The following is a 23,402-nucleotide window of genomic DNA, read 5'->3' as shown; positions in this document are numbered from 1 at the left end:
TATCAATTGTTTTTTATTGGAACACCCAGCCCTCCTGTGGTTTTCGGCGTTGGTCTGCCCATAGTTTTTTTGTGCTCTTTTTTGAGTGTCCCCAAAGGAACGCCCAATGGATTGGAGTTATTATTGGATTTTATCTCGCTTTTGGGTTTTCCCTCATATTCTACTTCTTTGATACTTACGCCCTCAATGGACTTAAAACTATTTACAAATTCGCTGCGCATGGTTTTAGCATCGTCCAAAGTAAGGTAATACCCTTGCATGGTAGGCGCATGCGGAGCCAGTGCGGCAATTTCCTTATCCACTCTTCGTTGATAAGGCCAAGTGCCGTTGTTGTATTGTGCTATTTCAAAGACATTGGAAACATAAACAGTGGTATTTTTCTTGTCCATGGTACTGGAATCCGTGGCATAAAAAAAGTAATAGATTTGATTGGTTTGCAGATTGCTGCTCGACAAGGGGAGCGGCAAGCTTTCGCTGAAGGCATGCAGTATATTTTTTCGCTGGTCGACAATCATTTTAAATGCTTCGCGTCTTAAACGCTCCTGTTCTTCCCGGTACCGTTGTTCCCTTTCCCGCTGCAATTTTAAGCGACGTTGCCGCTCTGCTTCTGCGCGTTCCTCTGCTTCTCTTTGCTTTTTTCTTTGGGACAGATCGGCGATTATAGATGCAGCCGTACCTACTACCACAGCACCCACCGCTCCTTCCACATTGCCCTGTCTGGCAAACTCTTCCGCTAGTGGCTGTACTCCATCTATATAATTGGTTCCGCCATTTTGTATCTGTTGGGCCCATTGGTCCATGGTCTGGTCTGCGGCATTTTGTAAATTTTGCGATTGGCGTTGCTGTTCGGCCAGTCTTTGTCGCATTGAGGCGATTTGCCGACGCCTATCCATCATTTTTTTCTGGTAGGCCTGGTTTTGACTGGCACCTTGACGGTTATAATCCGAAGTAGCTGTGGAAACGGACTGGTTATTCCCTGTTTTTAAAGCTGTATCATTATTGAACGTAGAAGGATTTTTATAATTATCGGAATTTGCCCCTGCATCCATACTGGACAGAACCAAAGTCTTTTTCTTTTTCTTGGTCTGCAGGCGAGCAATGGTGTTTTGTGCACTTAAAATGTCGTCTTCTGCATATTTGGTGCTTGCATTTCCCCCAAAACGTTGATTGATATCTTTTTGGACACCAATAGCTTGTTGTTTATAAGTTATGAATGCCTCCAATTTGTCAATGGCCTCTTGTCTGTCCGCTTCAAAATTTGGATTGTTGTCCGTTAATTTGTTGCTGGCCCTATGCCCTTCTTCCCATACTTTCTGGGCCTTATCGTCCAAAGCATTCTTTTGGACATGCATGGTCTCAATCTCAGCTTGCCTTTTTTCTTTCTCTGCCGCTTTCTTACATCTGCACTCCAAACACTTGATTATCTGCTCCATATTTTCATAACCGGCAAGGGATCCCCTTATATCGTCACAGTCAATTTTAACATTGGGCATCGCGGCAATGCCCTCACATTCCGTGCATGGGGAATTATTCTGTGCCGTCAACGAAAAGGTAGAAATTATAAAAATAAGGACCGGAAGTATTTTGAACATACCGTTTAAATTATTGAAATTTAAGTATTGGGACCAAAAAGGCTATATGCCTGGACCAAATGCCTATTCACTCCAAAACTACCTCATAAAAAGCTCCATGTAAATACCGCATTTTAGGTAATTTTAACATAAATCCCTAATTTAATCGCTGAACCGACCTAACAACTTAAGCACATGGATCCAAACCTTGTTCCTGTATTCCAGGCATGGAAAAAGGGATATAAAGACCGGATAAAAAAGCCTTCTCGGTTTAAAATCCCGACAAACTTGGTGCGCATGGCCGCACTTTTTACACCGGGCCAATTTTATTTCTACATTGTCAATACATTTACCTTTGAGTTGGAATATGTTTCTCCTGGAGTAGAAGGTATGTTGGGCATTAACCCTGAGAAAACTACCATGGATATGTTGTTGGACATGGCCTTGCCCGAGGTTATTCCTTCCATTGTGCAAAAGGAAGCGGCCACTAGCGATTTTTTTAATCGTTTTCTCTCCGAGGAAGAACGTTTACTTTATAAATACGTGTATACATATCCCTATAAAAACCATCGAGGTGAAAAACGCGATATGATGATACAGGTATCACCATTGTCACTTTCCGAAGACGGTGCAACACAACACCAACTGGGCATACATACCGATATTACCCACCTTGGCATTCAACACAATGATACAGTGTCCTATTTCAGCATTGATGAGGGAAAAAATTACTTGAACGTTTCTGCAAACAAAGGTGTTTTTGATCCCAGTATGGGAAAGGAGGTACGTAATGCAACAGCTCAATCCCTTACCAAAAGGGAAAGGGAAATAGCCAAGCTTTTGGCTAAGGGTCTAAATGATATGGAAATTGCGGAGGAATTGAAGATAGCTATTCTCACTGTCCGTACACATAGAAGGAACATGCTCAAAAAAACCCAGTGCAAAAATAGCGTGGAGCTAGTAACCTTATGCCTTATGTGCGGAATGATTTAAATAGACCAACACGGTTATTGAGGTTACCTCCTACTCCCTTTTCCTATCACATACAATTATTGGAGGTAGTACGTTTTTTTTGGTTTTGATGGTCTAGAAGAAAGTAAAGCAACCTATAGGTTAAAGCAACCCCAATTGGAAATGCCGTATGTCGCATGGGGCAGCCAATCTTTATAAAACCGTCCATACCTTCTCGTTTCCTATGTCGCTTTTTAAATGGGAAGGGTTAAAGCTTGTTGATTGGAAGCATTCTTGGATTTAATGGAAATATTTGAAATTTTGACCAAATCTATAACGGTTAAATAATCCGTTGAAAAAGTTGACTTTTAAGAACAATTAACATTAAATGCAAGATCTTTAAGTAATCCTTACAATAATCGACCCAATCACCACTTTAATTTCCGTCCAAAACCTTGAAATAAACGTTACAAAAAACATAAACCCCAGTATTATTGGGATTTAAGGGCTATATTTATTATCTTTGCCCCGATGAACGTCAAGCTCCACGAGAGAAAAAATTGCAGGATCCTAAGTTTTAATTATCTGGTGTTTAGAAACCAGCCAGATAAGTTTATACCGCCTACCCTATAATTATCTTCCCCTAACCCGGGAAGTTGACCCCATTCCAATGGAAATTACGGAAAAAGATTTTCCGCCATTTTCCATCAGCCCTATTTGTAACCGTTAACAAAAAAACCAAATCCATTATCGTTCAAAACAAAAGCATGGTAATCAAGACCTACGATGCCTATACTAGACTTTCTACCATGGAAGCAAACCGGTTTGCCAACTTCCTTTTTGATCATCAAGAGGGAAAAAAGGCAGAGAAAAAAGCCATTAGAAAAGCTATTCAGTATTCCACCAAAGACATTCCCGGATTGGGGGGATATGTTTTTGCCATGGAAGAAAAAAATGAAATTCTAGGTTTAGCTGTTGTGAACAAAACAGGTATGGGAGACTATATCCCCGAAAACTTTCTTGTATTCTTTGTAATACACCGAAATCATAGGGGTAACAACATCGAACAGAAACTATTGGACTATACGCTCCAATATTGCAAAGGGGACGTTGCCATTCACATTACCAGTGAAAACCAATATCCGAACAAAAAATTTTTTGAAGAAAAAGGGTTCAATGCAACCCATTTAGAAATGAGATTGAACAGATAAATCATTATATGCTAAAAATAGAAGTTAAGCCAGGCGAAAGTATTGAAAGGGCTCTAAAACGCTACAAAAGAAAATATAGAAACACCAAGCGTTTGGACCAAATACGAAGCCGTCAAGAATACACTAAAAAATCCGTAGAACGCCGTAAAACATTAAAAAAGGCACAATACAAGGAACAATTCCTGAACGAACAGGAAGACCAATAACATCAAAAACAAAAGTATCAACAACAATAAAATGAGACTTTCAAAAATTAAAAGGGAAACCAGATATGAAAAACGCTATAGCGTTAAAATGGGGGAACTTACCACCCAGGTCACGTATATTAAACAATACATTATAGGGCTTCCCGTTCGCACTTTGCACAAATACCGTGAAACTTACTATGGTGAGGTCAAAGATTGCGAAGAATGTAATGTATTAGCATAACACCATTATAATTTAATAACCCTTTAATAAAACAAATGAAAGTATTGGTTATTGGCGCAGGTAACATGGGGCTTACCTATGCCACAGGTATGTCCAAATCCAAATTGTTGAAGAAACGCAACATTATGGTGCTGGACAAATCAAAAGAAAAATTGGAAGAAGTAGGTAAAATTGCCTATTTCGATGCCATTGACAAAATCGAAGATTGTGTTCCGCAAGCGGACATCATCTTTTTGGCAGTAAAACCCTACCATGCCGAAGAACTCTTCCAACGCATGAAAAAATTGGTGAACCCCGAACAATTGTTCATTTCCATAATGGCAGGAGTCACCATAAACTATATTCAAGATGCTTTAGGAATAAAAAAAGTGGTAAGGGCCATGCCAAATTTGCCGGCACAGGTTGGGAAGGGTTTGACCAGCTATGTTTCTGCCGAGGAAGTATCCCGTTTGGAGCTTTTTATGGTAGAAGGCCTGTTGGACACCACAGGAAAATCGCTCCGAGTGAAAAATGAAAAATTCATTGATGCATCCACCGGAATATCCGGAAGCGGACCGGCATACGTATTCTATTTTATGCAAAGTATGATGGAAGCCGCCCTGCAAATGGGATTCTCCGAAAATGTATCCAAAGTATTGGTGAGCCAAACTTTTACGGGTGCGGTAGAGTTGTTCAACCAAAACAACCTAAACCCCGACACTTGGATGGAAATGGTAGCCTCCAAAGGAGGAACAACCAGGGCCGCCTTGGACTCTATGGAAGACAACAATGTAAACGAATTAATCAAAGAAGCCGCCTTTGCAGCATTTGGCAGAGCTGTGGAACTGGGTGAAGAATACTAAAACATGTATAAAGAACTAGTGGTCATCAAAGTAGGCACAAATGTGATGACCAACAAAGACAACAGAATAGTAAGACCTGTGCTAAACAATTTGGTACAACAAATTGCAGAACTGTACGAACGGGACATCATGACCATTTTGGTCTCCTCTGGATCGGTAATTGCCGGTAAAGAGGTGCTGGGAAAAGCAAAGATCAAGGACAAAACCCAACGTAGGCAAGTGTATTCTGCCATTGGGCAGCCCAGAATGATGAGAAAATATTATAACATTTTTAGTGATTATGGGATGAAGTGTGCCCAAGTACTTCCCACAAAAAGGGATTTTAACCCAGGGGTACACCGCGACAATATGATCAATTGCATTGAAGGACTCCTTTCCGAAGGAGTAATCCCAATAGCCAATGAGGATGATGCCGTTTCCGTATCCATGTCCATGTTTTCGGACAACGATGAGCTGGCAACCTTGCTTGCACAATTAATGAAAGCCGACAAATTGATCCTTATGACGGATATTGACGGACTTTATGATGGACATCCCGAGAAAGAGGATTCCAAAGTAATCGATAAAGTTGAGCCAAAAGAAGACTTGGACAAATATATCGAAGAAGGAAACAAAGAAGAAGGTGAAGGCCGTGGAGGCATGGGATCTAAGTTGAGCTACGCACAAAAAGCAGCTGCCGATAACATTCCATCCTACATTGTTAACGGTAAGCGGGATAACGTAATCCTAGATATTATAGACGGAAAAAACGTAGGAACAGAAGTTTCAAAACCAGAGTAATGAAGTTATTAAAAACAGATTTAAAAAATAAAGTATTACAAGATATGGAGCAAATTCTTGATGAAAATCGAGAAGAATTGCTCCAAGCAAACAAAAAAGACCTTGATGCATTTAATCGCGACGACCAAGCGCTTTACGATCGTTTGGTAGTGGACCAAAAGAAAGTGGATCAAATGATCCAGGCCGTAAAAGAGGTTCGCTTGCAAGATGACCCCGTTAACAAGGAGATTTCTACAAGAGAACTCGACAATGGTCTAAAAATCATCAACCGTACAGCACCTTTTGGCACTATAATGATCATTTACGAATCCCGCCCCGACGTAACCGTTGAGGCTGCCGTACTTGCATTTAAGGCCAACAACAAAATATTGCTAAAAGGAGGTAAAGAAGCCTACCATAGCAATAAGGCCCTTGTTAAGTTTTGGCACCAAGCCTTGACCCAAAACGGACTGTCCGAAGACTTTATCCAATTCTTAGAAATGGACAGAACCCAAACACAGGAGTTCCTTAGGAATCCGGACCAAGATTTGGACCTTATTGTCCCCCGAGGCGGTGAACGTTTGATCGCTTTTGTGAAAGAGCATGCCAAATGTGCGGTTTTGATAAGCGGTAGAGGAAACAATTTCCTTTACGTGCACAAAGATGCCGATTGGGAAAAAAGTTTAAAAGTGATTTTAAACGCAAAAACCCATAAGATTTCGGCTTGTAACGCATTGGACAAAATTTTGGTCGATACCCAAATTGATGGTTACGAAGACAAGCTGAAGGAATTTCAACAAGTACTTACGGCAAACAATGTATCCATTATCGTGGACGATGAAGTCAAAAAAACATTGACCAATGAGGATACCATTACAGACGAATCCATTTGGCAAGAAGAGTTTTTAGCGATGAAATGCGTTATCGGTGCCGTCAATAATATTGATGAAGCCGTGGAAAAAATCAACAAAAATTCCGGTGGACACTCTGCCTCCATAATGACAGAGAACAATGGCGTAGCCAAAACGTTCATGGAAAATGTGGACTGTGCAGCCGTTTACCAAAACGCCTCCACCCGATTTACCGATGGTGGACAAATGGGTGTTGGTGCGGAACTTGCCATTAGTACGGATAAATTACATCACCGTGGTCCTTTGGGACTTAAACAATTGGTCACCAACAAATACTATGTATTTGGAGACGGTCAGATCAGGGTGTAAAGCATAAACTTACATTAATTCAGAAGGAGGCCAGTCGGCCTCCTTTTTTGTCTGAAAAATATGTATGCTATTCCCATTTACCCTTTATCAAAGAGTAAAAGCTTATTTTATTGGTAATTTCTCCCTCATTTATTGGTCAATTTTTAATAAAATATCTAGATTTATTACTTAAAACATAAAGAATATGGGAAAATTTGAGATTAAAACGGATAAAGCTGGTAAGTACAGGTTTAATTTAAAAGCCGGAAACGGCCAAGTAATTTTAACCAGTCAGGGATATTCCTCCAAAGCTGCCTGCGAAAATGGAATCGAGTCAGTAAGAACTCATTCTCAGGACGATGGAAATTTTGAAAGAAACACCGCAAAGGATGGAAGCCCATTCTTTAACTTGAAAGCATCCAACGGACAAGTCATTGGAAATAGCGAAATGTATTCCAGCGAATCTGCCATGGAAAATGGTATTTCTTCCGTTAAAAAGAATGCACCAAGTGCATCGGTAGAGGAAATCTCCGAATAAAACCGTAGTATTTAGATTATATACAGCAGTCCTTGAGGCTGCTTTTTTTATGTCTCAAAATTTCTTTGTCAAATCAAAAAGGCCATTCGTTAGTTGAAACAGGGCATCCGTAAATTTGGGTCCTTTTTATTTAATTTTTGCTCTTATGTTTGTTCTGCAATCAAGCGTTAAAGCCAATTGAAAAAGCAAGATCAATTTTTAACGCATGCACATATAGCAATTCACTTTTGACGACTGTTGGTCATAAAAGTGTTTAGTTTAGTTGAGGTTTCCGTTACGCCAAGGAACTAGATCAGTTCCTTGGTTGTAATGGTTTTTTATTTTCCAACACCTGTGTTTTTTCCATCCATTTTTCTGGGGAATATTCCTTCAAATTAAATTCCAGATAAACCCAACTCCCCCATCCGTCAATTCAAAAGGGCCTTTCGTGCATTGTACCCTCTACGCTACCTCTTTTTGTATTCTCTTTGGGGTCTATTAATCAAAATAATTAATAACCCGCCCTTGTTATAGGGACTAAAATTTTAAAACATGCATTCAAAAAATACCCTTTTGAGCATTTTACTTTTATTTTCAGTCTACATGCTCAGAGCACAATCTTATGAAGGTTTGCTCACAGACAATTACAATGGAGTGCACGGTGTTCTTTCCAACCCGGCCAATATTGCAGATTCCAGATTAAAGCTGGACATTAACCTAATAGGTGTAAGTGCCTTTTTTGGAAACAATTATTTAAGCGCCACTTTGGGAGATGCATTCAATGACATAGACAAAACCTTTGACGATGCCAAAACAACTCCAAAAAGCAACAACTTTATAGCGGCCAACTTGGATATTCTTGGGCCATCGGCCATGCTCAGTCTTTCCGAAAAACATTCGGTAGCCCTTTATACAAGAGCCCGCATTTTTGCCAATGTGGATGATATAGATGGTTCTACCATTGACAAAGAAGGAGGTTTTGATGAAAATGAGGATTTTTCCATCAATGAAGGAGACCTGTCCGGAGAGCTCAACCTTTGGACAGAAATAGGTGCCACCTATGCAAGGATATTGATGGACAAGGACGAGCATTTCCTAAAGGGAGGTCTTACCCTTAAATATTTGTCCGGCATACACCATGCCTATCTTAATGGTTCCGAAGTAACTGTGGACTATAATGCTGCCACAGAAGAAGTAGCAACAAATGGAACCCTTACCCACGGTTATGATGTTGGAGGTGACGACAGTTTGGGAGATGCATTCAATTTTGGAGAGTCCACAGGCCTTGGTGCAGATATCGGATTTGTATATGAATGGAGACCCGACCATGAAGATCAAAAGTTAGTGGACCTCAATGGAAATAAAATATCCAACAGGGGCATCAATAAATACAAGCTAAAATTTGGTGCGTCCATCACAGACATAGGTAGCATAAACAACAAAGGAGGAGAACAACAAACCTATGACCTGAACAAGGTACAGAGCATTGATAATTTTGAAGGAGATGATCTGGAAGATGCATTAAAAGATAATTTTGATGCCATCGGCGGATTGCAAGAATCATCCAAAACAGGATTGCCCACCGCTTTGCATGCCAATGTGGATTGGAACATCTATTCAAAGTTCTACCTGAACCTAAACTCCGATATATCGTTAAGGAGAGAGAACAAGCTTAATACACATCATATCCAAAACCAAGTTTCATTGACCCCAAGACTGGAAACTGCTTGGTTGAGCATCTACTCCCCAATAAGTTTGATGCGGGAAATAGGTTTTCGTTGGGGTGCTGGTCTTAGAGCTGGTCCATTCTATCTGGGATCGGGATCCATCCTAACATCTATTTTTGGTCAAACCAAATCCTTGGATGTCTATGCCGGACTAAAGGTCCCCATTTATCAAAACAAATTACGTGATAAAGATGGTGATGGGCTCAAAAATGATATGGACCGTTGCCCAGAAACCCCTGGCCCCATAGAAAATACGGGCTGTCCTTGGCCAGATACTGATGGTGATGGCCTTTTGGACAAAGACGATGACTGCCCCAATGAAGTTGGACCACAAGAAAACAATGGATGCCCATGGCCCGACACCGATGGAGATGGTATTCTAGACAAGGATGACAAATGTCCGAACACAGCGGGACTTGAAGAATTCAATGGTTGCCCCGATACGGATGGGGATGGAATTATAGACCTAGACGACCGCTGTCCCAACGACCCAGGTAGCCCAGAACTTAAAGGATGTCCAGATTTTGATGGCGACACATTGGCCGATATGGATGATGACTGTCCTAAAGTAGCAGGTCCTGTAAGCAATAATGGATGTCCAGAAGTAACGCAGGAAGTTCAAAAACAGTTGAACGATTATGCCAAGACCATCCTTTTTGATACCGGAAAAGCAACGATCAAACCAGAATCTGTTACTGTGATGGTAGATATTATCCAAATCTTGAACGAATACCCCAATGCCAAATTTACCGTGGAAGGACATACCGATAGTGTTGGAAGCCAAGCCAGCAACCAAAAACTATCGGAAGCCAGGGCCAATTCGGTAAGGGATTTCTTGATCAACGAGGGAATCTCAGGCAATAGATTAACAGCCATTGGGTATGGTGAAGAAAAACCAATCGCCTCCAATGGAACAAAAATTGGAAGAAAGCAAAACAGAAGAGTAGAAATAAACCTGATAAAATAACCATCCTGCCCATATTTTTAAATCAATGTATGAACTAGGTTTGGTGTAACTCTTTGGTTCTTCACTAACAGAGATGGTTGGGCCGCCAATAAAAAATTGGCGGCCTTTTTTATCAGCTTATCATTTTCTGCATTCTTTCAGAATTCAATCATTCTTAAAAATAACAAGACAATACTTACAAAATTGACTATTTCTACATAAGGGCAATTTTTCATTCGTAAACTCATTTACGCCTTTCATCAATTGGAACCCTGCATAGGTTAATTGGTTGACCCTGTGTATGTATAAAGTACCTTATTTTATACTTACCAAATCTATTTCTTGAACTGGCCCCATCAAGAAATCTTTAAAACCTACTCGTTATGACGAAACTTCTACTCCATTTCTTTTTTCAACAGAAATCAGCCAAAAAAGAACCCTGTGTTCTCTTCGGTGATTTGCTGAAATATACACTCCAGTGCATAATTATACTATGCATATTCCTTTCAAAAAGTGAAACTTATGGTCAAAATCAAGTAGATACATGGTTTAAAGCGGGAAGGGCCATTAACGCTGCTCCTGGCAATAATTTTTTTTGGGATCCCAACCCATTGCCGCCAGCAGATGGCACACCTGTTTCCATTTGGTACGATCTGGTCACATATACCCCACAGGATGCCGTTCAGCATCCAGCTCCATCAGATTATCCACTCCCATATCCCGATGGATTTGATTATCCTTTTGGTTCTCCAAATTACCTCGACCCAACTGGTTCCATTCCTGGATTGCCGGTTTTTCGAAGAGGAAGTACAGAAAACATCAACTTTAACCCCGTAGTACGGTTCGATGGCAGTGGTAATGGTCAAGCCTTGCATTTTCGCTCCAACTCCAGGGACAATATCACCGTGTTCATTGTATTCAAAGCAGAAGGAGCAGGAAATTCAGCAGAGACCCAACGTCTTCTATTTGGTGGCGATATGGACACATATCATAGTTCAACCACAAATTTATCATTGGGCGTTGCAGATGGGAATCGTTTTTCCATAGGTCGTACATGGTCAGCCCCGGGAAGTGATTATTTCCAAAGTGGAAATGTTGACCTTTTGGCACAACCAACCATAGGTGTTTTTAGAAGAGAAGTTATCAACTTTGAAGAGGAAGCTTTGACCACTTATGTAAATGGCATTCTTGACATTTCTCAAAATAGGCTTGATAACTCCGCAGACTTGAGTCTTTCAATTTTTAACAGATTGGGAATGCACTTCAACAGCAGCGACCCCAACCGTAACCTTACCGGTGATATTGCAGAAGTGCTATTGGCTGATGAATCCCTACCCAGCAACTATATCCAAAGAGCCGAAAGCTATCTGGCCATAAAATATGGCATTACCCTGTACAATGGCCCCCAATTGGGAAGCATTGTAGGCAATGACACCTACAGGTACTTAGCTGCCAACGGAGACATTATTTGGGAAGCCGAAGCAACATATAAGCATGATATAGCAGGAATTGGCGCTGATCGGTTCAATGACAACGATGCTGTAAATGGCGGAATAAAACTTCGCTATACATTAGATCAGCGCATCTCCAAAAGTGAAAATGCAGATGCCATTGTCACCATTTCCACAAACACAGATTTTATTGAAGACAATGTAGATCCAGACAGCAGACCAGCCATTCCCGGATGGCCAACTTATAATTACAACTACCTCCTTTGGGCCAACGACAACGGAAATGTAAACGAAATATTCACAGAACTCCCAACAGACCCAACCGGAATTACATCAAGAATAGAAAGGGAATGGAGAGTGCAGAGCAATCAACTCGGTGGTGTAACCCCCATATCAGGAGTAAGTGTTCGCGTAAATCTTTCAGGATCCAACATATTGACCAACAATGATGCTTGCGCCATCAAATTATTGATAGATACTGACACTGATGGTGACTTTACAACAGGCACCATTACCGAGATAGAAGCCACAAGCATCGATGGAGACGGAAACGCTTACTTCGATAATGTAACCTTCAATCATCGAGAAGTATTTACAATTGGTTATGGCGATAACACACCCCCTACCGCATCCAACCCAGACCCCATTACCGTCTGCAATACAGCACCAGACCCAGACCCTACGGTAGTGGATGATGAAAATGATAATTGTGGCGTCCCTACGGTAACATGGATTGATGACACCTCTGACAACCTCTCCAATCCCGAAACCATTATACGCACCTATAGAGTAACCGATGCTGCAGGTAATTCCATTAACGTAAAACAAACAATCACCATATACACATCTCCAACTATAGATGCAGGAGAAAATGCAAAAGTCTGTGGAGAAACTGATTTTATTGTATCAGATGCAACTGCATCTGGTTATAACACTTTGGAATGGAGTCACAATGGAAACGGAGATTATGTGGACAATACCGTATTGAACGCTGTCTACCAACCAGTTGCATCAGATATTGGTAATATCGTTACACTCACCCTGACCGCCACAGGTCCCAATGACTGCCAAACTTCCGATACAGTTGAAATCACATATCGTACAGCCCCAGAAGCTTTCGCTGGAAACGATGCACAGGTATGTAGCAATGAAGACTTTACGCTTTCAGGAGCCACTGCATCAGGTTATGACATCCTGCAATGGACCACTACCGGTGATGGCAGTTTTGTTGATTCATCAATACTCAACGCAGTATATCAACCAGGAACCAACGACATTAGTACGGGAAGCGTCACTCTCAGACTTTCTGCCACTAGCATAGATAACTGTACAACAACGGATGAGATGGTTTTATCTATCTCAATACCCGCCAACACCGTCTTCGCTTCACTGCCCACCGACGACGTCTGCGGCCCTCATTGGCATCACTGCCCACCGACGACGACAACTCCGTGGCCGGTAGCTGGGCCGTGGCCGACAACGGGGACGACACACATACATACACCTTCACCCCGACGGACACCGACTGCTACAACGACTACGACTTCACCGTGACAGTCACGGGGGCGGCCAACACCGTCTTCGCTTCGCCAACACCGTCTTCGCTTCACTGCCCACCGACGACGTCTGCGTGGGCCCTCATTGGCATCACTGCCCACCGACGACGACAACTCCGTGGCCGGTAGCTGGGCCGTGGCCGACAACGGGGACGACACACATACATACACCTTCACCCCGACGGACACCGACTGCTACAACGACTACGACTTCACCGTGACAGTCGTAGAACCACCACTAGTTGACAATCCTGTCAATGTAGAAGTATGCAACTCCTACATTTTACCGGAACTAGTTAATGGAAACTATTTCACTGAAAGTGGTGGTACAGGAATCCCAATGCTTGCTGGAGATGTTATTACCTCATCACAAACGATATATGTATTTAGTTCTGGTGGTGCTATCTGCCCGGATGCTGAGACAAGTTTTGAAGTGGCAATAACTGGATTCAATGTAACCACAAATGTTCAGCATGAAAGCTGTTGGGAAAATAATAATGGTTCTGTCTCCGTAGCTATTGAGGATGCAGTTTTGCCTGTTACAGTTCAGTTGAACAATAGGGAACCTATAGTTTTCAATACAAATTCGTTTGATATTGACGATTTGGCTCCTGGCAATTATGAAATGACCGTAATTGATGACACGGGTTGCCAAACCACTACCAGCTTCGGAATCCAATCTGGAGGGCCAAACCTTGGTGCTTCGGTTGAAGTGATGTATTTGTGTGATTCAAATCTTCCATCAAATACTATTACAGTTACATTATTTGACCAATCCATCAGCAATGATGTACTCTATGCCTTGGATTCCACAGATCCAAATGATTTTGTCCTAAGTCCTGACTTTGGAAATATCACTCCAGGAAATCATACGCTTTCCATCATGCACCATAATGGTTGTTTGACAGAGATTCCTTTTGAAGTTGTAAGCTTTGAGCAATTAGAGTTAACGCTGGTAAGTGAATATGTGAATCAAATAACCGCAAATGTTACTGGTGGAGCAGCGCCTTACACTTATTATTTTGACGATAATGAAGGAACCGATTCTAATACCTATACCATTGATCGAAGTGGGACTCTCCCGATTCGAGTGGTGGATAGTAATGGATGTGAGGTTGTGCAAAGTACCACGATGAATTTAGTGGATATATCAATTCCAGACTTTTTTACTCCGAACAATGATGGACAAAACGATTATTGGAGTCCCAAAAACACTGAATTGTTCCCAGATATTGAAACCTACATTTTTGACAGGTACGGAAGAAAAATCAAAATCATGGGACAATCCGATGAATGGGATGGTGAATACGATTCCAAACCTATGCCTTCTGGCGATTATTGGTATATCGTGAAGTTAAATGATGGATCGGGGCGTGAGTTTGTTGGACACTTTACGCTGTACAGATAAAATTGAAATCAATGAAAAAAATTGTAGTTTTTTTAATATTAATGAATGTATTCCTCGTCAAGGGGCAGGAACTTACCGTGCCCCAATTGTCGCAATACTTATCCGACAATCCTTTTTTGATGTCGCCTACCTATGCCGGTATCGGCAACTTTGTGAAGGTGAGAATGAACGGTCTTACACAATGGGTGGGTGTCAAGGATGCTCCTGACACCCAATCGTTGTCCGCCGATGTGAGACTGGGGAACAGATCTGGAATCGGGATGGTGCTCTATAACGATTCCAACGGGGAAACCAAACAGCGTGGTGGTAAGGTTTCCTTTGCGCACCACTTGACCATTGATAAATATGAGGACCATTATTTCTCCTTTGCCCTCTCCTTTAATCTCAATCAAATTAGGTTTGATATTGAAAACTTTGACCCAAATTCAAAAAAAGACCCAGCGATTATAAACGATCGGTCTTCAAGCAATCCAAATTTTGATGTGGGGACCTTGTACAGGCGTGGTGGATTCTACCTTAGCCTGAATGTTTCCAATATTCTAGATAAAGATTTTGAAAAGTTCAATCCAATTTTTGAACCCAATAAGTTGCGGAACTATAACTTGTATTCCGGATATAAGTTTAGAAAAAATAGAAGGACCGATTTTGAAATTGAGCCTTCTGTCTTTTTCCAATATTTTGAAAATGATGGTAGATCGATTACGGACATCAATACAAAATTCAAATGGTTTGATTTTTTAGACTATTACTATGCTGGAATAACCTACCGATTTTTAAACGATCAATTGGGGTCTCCACTTTATATAGCTCCGATTATTGGGCTTAAAAAGGGGGATTTTTACTTTGGGTATTCCTATCAAGCTGTTATGACCGAAATATTGGGATACTCATCCGGGACCCATGTAATAACCTTGGGCATTGACCTCTTCCAAGGAATTTCCAATTGCACTTGCACCTATTAATTTAAAACAAATATGACTATGAAAAATTTTCTTAAATCGTTCCAAAAACTCAATCTACTTGCTCTCTTGGCCCTTTTGGGCGCCGCATCATCCTGCAGTGATGATGACAATGGTTTCCCATCTGGCCCTGTGAATGGCAAAACTGTAATTTCATCCACAACTTCGGACACCATTGTTCAGTTAAAAGTGAATAATGGCATTGTTCCCGTTTATTTATCCATCCCTAAAAATTGTAATAAAAAAAACTACCCTGCCGTGGTTGTGATGCATGGTTCGGATGGTATGTGGACAAACCACGATTCCAGCAAAGGAATCATGTCCGGCCAATTCAACGAATGGCGTAAACTATTCGATGAAAACTGTATAGTTGGCGCATTTGTGGACAGCTACTCGGGCAGGGGCGTATCCACAAGAACGGGCAAATGGACCACCGCTCCCGACAACTTTAAAATAAGTTCACAATTTATAAGGCCCAGGGATGCAAACGCAGCATTGGCCATGCTCAAGAATTTAACGTTCACCGATGGTAGCCCCGTCGTAAGACCCAAAGACATAGGTCTGTTGGGGTTTTCCGATGGTGCCAGTGCCGTAGCGGCAACCTTGTATAATACCGACACCACGCCAAAAGGATGGGAATGGACCCAAAGTTTTGAGGGAAAAAAATACGATACCTCTTCGGGCGTAATGCCTCCTGAACCTAAGCCTAGCATTGGTTTTGCTGGCGGTGTGTTCTATTATGGAGGTTCCGGCGGGTATAATTATTGGGGAGCCAGCCCATGTGGTGACAATGCCTTGGATGGAAATATCTTTCAACCCTATGCGCCAATGCTGTACCAAGTTCCTACGGAGGGTTATCTGTCGGAGAACACACTTTGCATGGTCGATATCCTAAAACAAAGAGGATTACCTGTAGAGCTCAACCTTTACAAAGGGGTCGGCCACGGATTTGATTTTGATGATAACGATCAAAGTTCAATAGCCCGAGCAAAGGCACTCAACTGGTTTAATGAATTATTATATATGGACGAATAAATCTTTTAATAAAGAGCAGTCCTTCAAAAAGATTGCCCAACTGCCAGTAACCTTCTGTTTTTTTATGCTCCCATAAAATCAGATAGTACAATACCATACTATAAAAACGGTGCCTTGGTGAAACAAGGTTCCTATACCTCAAAATAGGGAGCACAACCATCAACCTCAATATTAAAATTTGAACCAAAAGCCCAGTTATGGGCCCAAATCAGAACACCTAAAACTTAATTTACAATGAAAGGAAATTTTCTAGAAAAGTGGATTTTAGACCTCGTAAAATCTGAATATGAATTTGGAAAAATCCCTAAACATGCAACCTATAAACTTAGGGAACGAATGGATGATTTTATTGAGGTTACCATAGAGTGGATGGACTCCGAAAACAACAGCCACAAAACAGTATACCACGCCAGAGCTTATGGAAAAATGAAAATTGATGAAAGTTTTGAAGTTAACAGAGACCCCATTTTTGAGCTTGAAAACTATTATACCTTAGAAATTCACACGTATGTAAACCACATAAAGAGAAATTACAGTACCAGAAAAATTGCCAACTACGATGTTATGGGGGTAGTTGGGCAGATGGACGTCGACAAGGGAAATTCTTAAAAGGAAAAATGGTCCAACTTAAAATCTAAGAGTAAATATTCTTTGATAGCACCTGTGCATTACATCTATTAAAACAGACATTTAATCGATGGTTTTGCATTCGTCAATTGAGAAGCACCATCCGTATATTATAGGGGTAAACCTTCCATTTTTATTCGTTTCTTGGTACAAGATTAAAGTTCCCAAATTCTTAATCAAAAAAATGAATTATGCATTTATTGACCATTATTTGGACATTGATTTGTGCAGCCGTAATTATTGGATACCCACTTTATCTTTTAAACAAATCCGTTTCTTTAACAAAGATTCTGCAGGACGATTATAAACCTATGGCTCCGAATACCGTAGAGTTGTTATCGTTTGACATTAGGGAACAATTGCCCAGTTGGTCCTTAAGCATAGAGGCTCCCCACATTACTGAAGAAGTACTCCACAAAAACCCAATCCTTTTTTATCTGGAATCGGAGGACACCTGCTTTAAACTACCCTTGAACAATGCAGCCATGGGCTATAAAGCGAGTGTTTACAAGAATGTTGGCAAAGTATATGTCACCTTTAAATCACTAAAAGATGGGGTATCCCATTTTCATATCCCCACTTATCATTTGAAAAACCTTAAAATCTTGATCATAAAATTCAGTGATGAAAGGATCTATGGTAATTGGGGAGCCTCACCAAACAATTATACCATTCACAAAAGTTTGGAAAAGGCCGGAATAAACATACATGATTTTGAAGATGTGCTGGGACACTTAAGTAATATAGCTTCCATAGATTTTAAAGGACACTATGTTGCAAAAATGCCCCAACGAAAAAAAGTACGTACCGTAACCAGACCCATGGAACAGATTAATAAGGAAAGGTTATTTGCAACTACATAAAAACCATTACAAAGCATGCAATGATTTTTTAGTGTTCTCATGTAAACGTAAAATGGGATCTTCCTCAAAATAGAAATCCCATTTTACACTTTTTTTCCACTTCTAAATATACAGATAAATCCATAACGGCCATCCATAAACTCAAAACATGCATTCATCAAATTGCACCACTTTTTTTAATGAAACCGAAGTAGATTTAACCCATAACAAACAAAGAATGTTGGGCTGTACAGAAACTTTAATGTTCTTGTCTTTAGTTCTGGCGATAAAGACAGTACAGCCCACAATTCAAAAAATTAACTATTAAGCAATACTAAATCACTAATCACAAACTCACCATAAGTATTTTCTTCAGCTGAGAGCAAGTATGGGGTTATGCTGCGCAACAGTTCAATAAGAAAAGAAAGTGGTGAGTTATTTTTGTTAAAGGTCTATGCAGATATGTCTCGATCTATTCAACTTAAAACGATCAACTGTCTGTTTTTAAGGCCATATTTACTCTTCCCCCAAAAAAATTGTTTAACTTAATAGGTTAAAAAGTTTTTATCTAAAAATCGAAAAGATTGAAGAAACCATTATCTTGAAGAAAGTCCACAAACAGATAAAGGGTTCGTTAACATTAGTAATTAAAAGAATGAATGCCAAGGTAGACTAAAGTTTTACTTATGAGTATATAAAATCATAACACCCTTATTTTATGAGCCAAACCTTAACATTATCACTTTCTTCACCAATAAACCTTGGTAAATCAAGCTGTATTATGCACTTTACCCAAACATATAAAAATAAATTAATTCCTACAATAATTGAAAGAAAAAAATGTTCTGAAAAATTGACCTAAGAAGGTTGATCTCTAAATTTCCTCCTTTCTGAATGATTCCAATGACAAACTATATTGTTCCAAAACAAAAGCAATACAATTTCCTTATTAGTCTTATTGTTTGTCATTCACTACAATCAACTTCCACTATCTTCTTTAAAACAGTACAGCCTTTTTCAAGAACCATTTGTCTTTTCTTATCTCTTTTATCTACGGCCTTATCAGCCCAATCAATCGAGTTGGACCGAGCCACCAAAAAACTCCCTGTTTCATATTTTATGGCTGATGATTCAGGTTTAAAACTTACAGAAGTTCTAAACAATCATTCCTTTAAACCTGTTCATAATGTTTCGTTGGAAGTTGGCCCTACCTATTGGTTTCAAGTTGATTTTAAGAATGAACTCGATACGCTTCACACCCAAAAATCATGGCGTTTAAGGACAACCCCTTTTAACGAAGCAACGCTGTATTATCTTAGTGGAGACTCCATTGGCCAAAAAAACTTTGGTCAGTTTAATCCAAAAGAGGGAAACGGTTCTTTGATTTATCCCAACGGCGTTTTGTTCCAACAAGAAAATTTAATTTCGAACAGGTATTTGTACATTAAATGTCGCATGTACTCCCCACCTTCAAATCCGGCCCATTTTGAATATCTTTCCAATACCTCGAACCGGTTTTACACCGATTACTATACTGGACAAGATATAAATAAGTTAACCCCTTCCCTATTCTATTTAGGGGCCTGTTCCATTTTGTTCTTGATTTTTCTTGTTGTGTACCTTAACATCAAAAAGGTTGAGTTTCTGTTCTATTCATTATACGTACTTTTCTCGGCTACTTATCTTGCAGGAATTGACATACCTACTTTAAATACCCTTTTTGAAAGTAAGGCAGGCTTTTGGATTGTGATGATTTCTCAAGTATTTATTAATTTATTTTATCTGCTCTTTGCAAAATACTACTTGGCAACAGCACAATATTATCCCCAACTTAACAGTATGATCAGCTTAGCTGTAGTATTTTTAATCTTCGTGACAGTAGTACATTTTTTGACTTATTTTTTGGGTTTACATCAAATACAGGGCAACATTCTAAACGTTCAAAGATTGTTTATGACCCTTTTTGGGCTTTTCTCAATGCTCTTCCTTTTGTACAAAGCCAAGGACAAGCTAGCCATATTCATTGTTGTGGGTTCATTTATATTTATGTTGGGAGCACTGGCCTATTGGTTTATCCCTAACAAGTATTACATGATGGGCGGTTCTATTTTAGAAATCATTATCTTCTCCCTGGGGCTTGCCTACAAAATTAAACTGGAATATGATGACAAATTGGAGCTTCAAAAAGAAGTGTCCCTAAAAGAGATCAGTGTTAAACGCGCACAAATGAACCCTCACTTCTTCTTTAATTCACTAAGTTCCATCCAACACCTAATATTGATCAACAATAAAACCGCCGCTTTAAATTACCTCACAAAGTTTGGTAAATTGGCACGTAACGTGTTGGAGAGCTCGTACGAGACCACGGTAACCCTTGCCGATGAAATAGAGCTGTTACATTCCTATTTGGAACTTGAATCATTACGGTTTGATAATGCATTTTCCTATACCATTACAGTAGATGACCCCATTGATCTGGATAGTGTTGAAATTCCCCTAATGCTGGTTCAGCCATTTGTCGAAAATGCGATAATCCATGGATTGGTGGGTAAAAAAGATGGAGAAAAAACCCTTGAACTACGCTTTTTGCAAGAAGGAGAATACTACGTTATAGAAATCGAGGACAATGGTATTGGGAGACAGTATTTCAAATCTGGGGTGGGCAAGAAAAAATCCAGGGGAATGGAAATCACCAAAAAAAGACTAAAAATGCTCGACAAATCCGATCAACATAAAAACACCATAGAAATCATAGACAAGTTCGATTCCAATAGCCAACCTAGCGGAACCAAAGTAACAATACGATTATATAACCCCTAAAAACAACCCAATGATTCTAAAAGCAGTAATAATCGAAGATGAAAAACACAGCAGGGAAACCCTAAAATCCATGTTGGAGGAATTTTGTAAAGATGTTGAAGTAATTGCAATGGCCGGCACCGTTAATGAAGCGGTAAAAGTGTTGTCCATATATAGCCCGGACATCGTTTTTTTGGATATCGAACTCCAATCCGGGGTAGGGTTTGATGTATTGAATCAAATCAAGGATCCCAACTTTGAGGTCATTTTTACAACAGCCTTTGAAAAATATGCCATAAAAGCCATAAAATTCAGTTCGTTGGATTATTTGTTAAAACCTATTGACTTGGATGAGCTGCAACAAGCTGTAGAAAAAGCCAGAACCAGAATGGATACCAACGTATACCGGGAGCAACTGGATACTTTAATGCAAAGCATTTCCAGAGGAAAGATAAGACCCGAGAAAATTTGCTTGGCCACAACATCGGGCATGGAATTTATCGCCATTGACGACATTATCGCATGCAAAGCCGATGGTTCCTACACCTCTTTTATGCTCGAGGACGAAAGTACGCTCTTGGTTAGCAAACACCTAAAAGAATATGAAAACTTACTTTCGGAACACCAGTTTATGAGGGTGCACAACAGCTACCTTATCAACTTAAAAAAGGTGAAAAAATATGTTAAATCCGAAGGCGGCCGCCTAATCATGGACAATGATTTGGAAGTAAACATTTCACCAAGAAAAAAAGATGATTTGATCGAAGCCATGAAGCGGTTGTAAAACTCGTTTCAAAAATTGAAGCTGTAAACTACCCCGGGCAAGCCTGTCTGCCGACAAAGGCAGGCCCAAGATACATTGGCAGGAAAGTAATTTTGATTTCGAGGCAAGCCTCAGAGCAACTTGCCTGACGGCAGTCAGGTTTAAGTCTCGATTATCGAGTGATCAATCCTTCTTGTTCACCAACCCTTTCGTGAACTCGTTCAAGGCCTCTACCTTTTGCTCAAAATCCCCTTTCAAGGTTTTGCGGTATTCGTTAAGGTTGTTCACCAGATCGTCTATATTTTCGGGGAGAACATCCTCAAAAAATTGACGCAGCCGTTTGGCCGTGGTCGGAGATTTTCCGTTTGTTGAAATGGCGACCTTAACATTGCCCTTGGTCACAATGCCGCCCATGTAAAAATCGCAAAATGGTGGGTTGTCCGCTACATTTACCAATATACTCCTGTTCCTACAGTCCTGGTACACCTGTTCATTCACCTCTGGTTTGTCCGTACAGGCAACAACTATATGTTTTCCTTCCAAAAAATTTTCTGAATAGGCTTGCCTTGTAATTTTCACATCATGCTTTTCGGCCAATTCTAATGTTGCTGGCAAAAATTCTGGAGCTACCATCTGAACTTGGGCATTGGGACTGGATTTCAATAAAAAAGTCAGCTTTTCCAATCCAACATTGCCTCCTCCCACAATTAGTACGTTCAGGTTTGAAACTTTCAAAAAAACGGGGTACAACTCATTCCTCTCCATAGCAAATCAATTTTAGCAGCTTACTTTCTATTGCAATGCTAAAGATAATGACTATTTTTTGCCGATGTACACTTCTTAAAGTGAAGATATGTTGCCCACTATTTAAAATGTTGGCGTTTCTTTCTGTTTTTGGGAGGATTTGAACTCGTACCTTACAAACAGCTCGTGCGACCCTCCCGTGTAGCTTGCCAAATTGGACGTGGTAAGGTCGTAGGCATAACCTGCGCTAAAATTTGGGTTGATCTGCATACCCAACAAGGTAGAGAAAGAATCGTCCCACCGATAGGCCAAACCAAAGGTAAAGGTCTCCTTGAGTAGCGTATTTACCGATACATCGGCTATTATAGGTGCTCCTGGCACCCATTTTACAAAGAAAGCGGGTTTCAGTTTTACATCAGGGGTCAAATCAAACACTTTTCCACCAATAAAATAATAATGTAAACGCTCTGCAGCAATTTCCTGTTCTTCCCCATCGTAATGCTTTTGCGAAAAGAAATTGGGTATGGCAAAACCCAAATACCCTTTTCCTGAATCGTAATATATCCCTGCTCCTATGGTTGGAAAAAATTTGCTCTTTATATTGTTTTGAAAGGCAACATCGGCTTCATCAGTGAGTCCTTTGGAAAAATCCACATCAAAAATGCGCCCGCCAACCTTCATGCCAAAGGAGAGTTTTCTGTTGGTACTGTCCAGTTGAATGGTATAAGTAACGTTTCCGTCCAAGGAAATTTCGGAAGAAGGCCCCAAAGCATCACGGGCAATTATTCCCCCTATCCCAAGTTTGTTTTCCAAAGGTGAATCTACCGCCAGTACTTGGGTATTTGGCGCACCATTTACCCCAACCCATTGGGAACGGTGCATCAGCAAAGCGGTTAAATGTCCATTAGAGCCTGCATAGGCCGGGTTCACACTCATGGTGTTGTACATGTACTGGGTAAATTGAGGGTCCTGTTGCGCATACATGGAAATTGAACACATCACGACCAGCAATGCACAAACTTGCTTAAATCCTTTGGTTATATATTTTTTTGAAACAATCCCCATA

General features: G+C 40.4%; 20 protein-coding genes. 17 read left to right on the top strand and 3 right to left on the bottom strand.

Annotated features, from left to right (window positions below; all coding sequences use genetic code 11):
- Positions 1 to 2 precede the first annotated feature (2 nt).
- Positions 3 to 1,592 (bottom strand): hypothetical protein, encoded by a 1,590-nt coding sequence (locus GO009_RS14575; protein ID WP_163627161.1) that lies wholly within the window; start codon positions 1,590 to 1,592, stop codon positions 3 to 5.
- Between the two features lie 174 nt (positions 1,593 to 1,766).
- On the opposite strand from GO009_RS14575, the gene GO009_RS14570 reads away from it, so the two are divergent.
- The 17 genes from GO009_RS14570 (at position 1,767) to GO009_RS14490 (ending at position 21,613) form a co-directional block, all read left to right on the top strand.
- A complete protein-coding gene (locus GO009_RS14570; protein WP_163627159.1) occupies positions 1,767 to 2,564 on the top strand; it encodes a response regulator transcription factor in 798 nt (265 codons plus the stop codon).
- 725 nt (positions 2,565 to 3,289) lie between these two features.
- Complete coding sequence (locus tag GO009_RS14565; RefSeq protein WP_163627157.1) at positions 3,290 to 3,733, top strand: GNAT family N-acetyltransferase; 444 nt, start codon at positions 3,290 to 3,292, stop codon at positions 3,731 to 3,733.
- A gap of 8 nt (positions 3,734 to 3,741) precedes the next feature.
- The gene (gene rpsU / locus GO009_RS14560) at positions 3,742 to 3,939 is read left to right on the top strand and encodes a 30S ribosomal protein S21 (protein ID WP_014033016.1); all 198 of its coding nucleotides are present in this window, start codon (positions 3,742 to 3,744) and stop codon (positions 3,937 to 3,939) included.
- A gap of 31 nt (positions 3,940 to 3,970) precedes the next feature.
- Positions 3,971 to 4,162, top strand: a complete 192-nt coding sequence (locus GO009_RS14555; protein ID WP_163627155.1) for a hypothetical protein — start codon at positions 3,971 to 3,973, stop codon at positions 4,160 to 4,162.
- A gap of 35 nt (positions 4,163 to 4,197) precedes the next feature.
- Positions 4,198 to 5,004: a pyrroline-5-carboxylate reductase gene (gene proC, locus GO009_RS14550; protein ID WP_163627153.1), complete on the top strand. Its 807-nt coding sequence runs from the start codon at positions 4,198 to 4,200 to the stop codon at positions 5,002 to 5,004.
- A 3-nt stretch (positions 5,005 to 5,007) separates the two neighbouring features.
- Positions 5,008 to 5,784, top strand: a complete 777-nt coding sequence (proB, locus tag GO009_RS14545; protein WP_163627151.1) for a glutamate 5-kinase — start codon at positions 5,008 to 5,010, stop codon at positions 5,782 to 5,784.
- Complete coding sequence (locus tag GO009_RS14540) at positions 5,784 to 6,983, top strand: glutamate-5-semialdehyde dehydrogenase (RefSeq protein WP_163627149.1); 1,200 nt, start codon at positions 5,784 to 5,786, stop codon at positions 6,981 to 6,983. Before proB ends, GO009_RS14540 begins: the two co-directional genes overlap by 1 nt.
- A gap of 184 nt (positions 6,984 to 7,167) precedes the next feature.
- Complete coding sequence (locus GO009_RS14535) at positions 7,168 to 7,500, top strand: YegP family protein (protein WP_163627147.1); 333 nt, start codon at positions 7,168 to 7,170, stop codon at positions 7,498 to 7,500.
- A gap of 531 nt (positions 7,501 to 8,031) precedes the next feature.
- On the top strand, positions 8,032 to 10,173 hold the full coding sequence (locus tag GO009_RS14530) for a DUF5723 family protein (protein WP_163627145.1): 2,142 nt from the start codon (positions 8,032 to 8,034) through the stop codon (positions 10,171 to 10,173).
- A 362-nt stretch (positions 10,174 to 10,535) separates the two neighbouring features.
- The gene (locus tag GO009_RS14525; protein ID WP_163627143.1) at positions 10,536 to 13,157 is read left to right on the top strand and encodes a hypothetical protein; all 2,622 of its coding nucleotides are present in this window, start codon (positions 10,536 to 10,538) and stop codon (positions 13,155 to 13,157) included.
- An 87-nt stretch (positions 13,158 to 13,244) separates the two neighbouring features.
- Positions 13,245 to 14,567, top strand: a complete 1,323-nt coding sequence (locus GO009_RS14520; protein WP_163627141.1) for a T9SS type B sorting domain-containing protein — start codon at positions 13,245 to 13,247, stop codon at positions 14,565 to 14,567.
- 11 nt (positions 14,568 to 14,578) lie between these two features.
- Complete coding sequence (locus GO009_RS14515) at positions 14,579 to 15,529, top strand: type IX secretion system membrane protein PorP/SprF (RefSeq protein ID WP_163627139.1); 951 nt, start codon at positions 14,579 to 14,581, stop codon at positions 15,527 to 15,529.
- Between the two features lie 18 nt (positions 15,530 to 15,547).
- A complete protein-coding gene (locus GO009_RS14510) occupies positions 15,548 to 16,561 on the top strand; it encodes a hypothetical protein (RefSeq protein ID WP_163627137.1) in 1,014 nt (337 codons plus the stop codon).
- Between the two features lie 234 nt (positions 16,562 to 16,795).
- On the top strand, positions 16,796 to 17,170 hold the full coding sequence (locus tag GO009_RS14505; protein ID WP_163627135.1) for a hypothetical protein: 375 nt from the start codon (positions 16,796 to 16,798) through the stop codon (positions 17,168 to 17,170).
- Positions 17,171 to 17,379: 209 nt separating this feature from the next.
- Positions 17,380 to 18,051, top strand: a complete 672-nt coding sequence (locus tag GO009_RS14500; protein ID WP_163627132.1) for a hypothetical protein — start codon at positions 17,380 to 17,382, stop codon at positions 18,049 to 18,051.
- Between the two features lie 1,059 nt (positions 18,052 to 19,110).
- Positions 19,111 to 20,850 (top strand): sensor histidine kinase, encoded by a 1,740-nt coding sequence (locus tag GO009_RS14495; RefSeq protein ID WP_163627130.1) that lies wholly within the window; start codon positions 19,111 to 19,113, stop codon positions 20,848 to 20,850.
- Between the two features lie 10 nt (positions 20,851 to 20,860).
- Positions 20,861 to 21,613 carry a LytTR family DNA-binding domain-containing protein gene (locus tag GO009_RS14490; protein WP_163627128.1) on the top strand — a complete coding sequence of 251 codons (753 nt, stop codon included), beginning with the start codon at positions 20,861 to 20,863 and terminating at the stop codon, positions 21,611 to 21,613.
- A gap of 162 nt (positions 21,614 to 21,775) precedes the next feature.
- Here the strand turns inward: GO009_RS14490 and GO009_RS14485 are convergent, their stop codons facing one another.
- Both GO009_RS14485 and GO009_RS14480 read right to left on the bottom strand, forming a co-directional pair.
- On the bottom strand, positions 21,776 to 22,357 hold the full coding sequence (locus GO009_RS14485) for a bifunctional precorrin-2 dehydrogenase/sirohydrochlorin ferrochelatase (RefSeq protein WP_163627126.1): 582 nt from the start codon (positions 22,355 to 22,357) through the stop codon (positions 21,776 to 21,778).
- Between the two features lie 102 nt (positions 22,358 to 22,459).
- A complete protein-coding gene (locus tag GO009_RS14480) occupies positions 22,460 to 23,401 on the bottom strand; it encodes a type IX secretion system membrane protein PorP/SprF (RefSeq protein WP_163627124.1) in 942 nt (313 codons plus the stop codon).
- Position 23,402 lies beyond the last annotated feature (1 nt).

Source organism: Allomuricauda sp. TY007 (genome assembly GCF_010468565.1).
Lineage (GTDB): Bacteria > Bacteroidota > Bacteroidia > Flavobacteriales > Flavobacteriaceae > Flagellimonas.
Note: the sequence above shows the minus strand (reverse complement) of the source record. Positions and strands in the feature narration are given on the sequence as shown.